Consider the following 1194-nt stretch of genomic DNA (forward strand, 5'->3'; position numbering starts at 1 on the left):
GTGGATTGTTCACATGGAAAACAGGCAGCTTCAGGCAAGTCGCAGTGGCAGGTCAGCACCCTCCGGGGACGCCCGATGGAACGGTGTTTGCGAGCGGCGCCTTCGCATCCGAAAGCATCAATGACAACGGTGATGTTTCTTTTCAGGCGCAGACAATCGATGCCGGACAGGACTTTTACGGGGCGTCTTGGATGGCCTATGCCAATGGCGATATGGCACCTGTTGCCCTGGAAGGAGAAACTCTGCCGAACAGGCCCGCGGAAACCCTGATACTCGATACGGCAGCATCCGCAGCCAACAGAAACACCACAACCGTCCTCAGTGCCATATCCTCCACGAATGCCAACCTCATACTCGCCGGTCCCCCCAAGCAGGGAGCAAACTATACTGATTTGAGTCAGCCGGGAGCTTCGCATCTCGACGTGTTGCTGCGTTCCGATGAGCCACCCACCGGTTTTGGGGGCAGCTGGTATTTGCAGAATATTATCCAGGCTCAGATCAACAATCAGGACAACTACAGCCTGTGGGTTGATGCGAAAGATGCGGCAGACGCGAACAGCCAGCCGCAAAAACAGATCTGGCAGGGCAGCGATGCTGACAGTCTGCGCCTGCTGGTGATGGAGAACGAACCCGTATCCATCGACGGCATTTCCGGCACATTGAGGGATATTCGATATCCCTGGGTCTGGGCAAGTACTCCCGACAGCAGTAACAGTGGCCTGCCTCTGCAGTTCAATGACTTCGGACAACTGGTTTTCCTTGCCACCCGGGAAGAAAATTCACGCCAGATTCTGCTCATGGGCATGGCTGCCACACCCGAGTGCTCCGGTCTTGTGGTGGGCATTTCCAGCCGCGATTATACCGATGGCGAGATCATACGCTGCGTGGGCGACGAGTCACTTTCCACCGTTGCCGATGAAACCATTCATGTGTCCGGCGGCGCCGAAGTAACCTATGAATCCCCCGCGATTCATCTGAACAGTGGTTTTTCGGTGGCCCTGGGCGGCAGGTTTGCTGCTGTCACGCCCTGATCCTGGCGCAGCGTTTCCGCGAGCGGACTTGCCGCGGTCCACAGAAACACTGAATCGATCAGAATTTCCTTAAGGAAGCTCTGATTGAATCGACCAAACAGGGTAAAATATACCCACCTCCCAGAACATAAGTACAGAGCCAAATGAAGCAACAAAGTTTCGC

The 1194-nt window shown here is 55.4% G+C and carries 1 protein-coding gene; it reads left to right on the plus strand.

Translation table 11 applies throughout. The annotated features are described in order from the left end of the window. Nucleotides 1-1031: DUF7453 family protein (locus tag ACOCD2_RS20835; RefSeq protein WP_419626033.1), on the plus strand; the 1031-nt coding region annotated here is incomplete at its 5' end. Nucleotides 1032-1194: the final 163 nt, after the last annotated feature.

The organism is Thiolapillus sp., from assembly GCF_048562965.1.
Classification (GTDB): domain Bacteria; phylum Pseudomonadota; class Gammaproteobacteria; order Chromatiales; family Chromatiaceae; genus Thiolapillus; species Thiolapillus brandeum_A.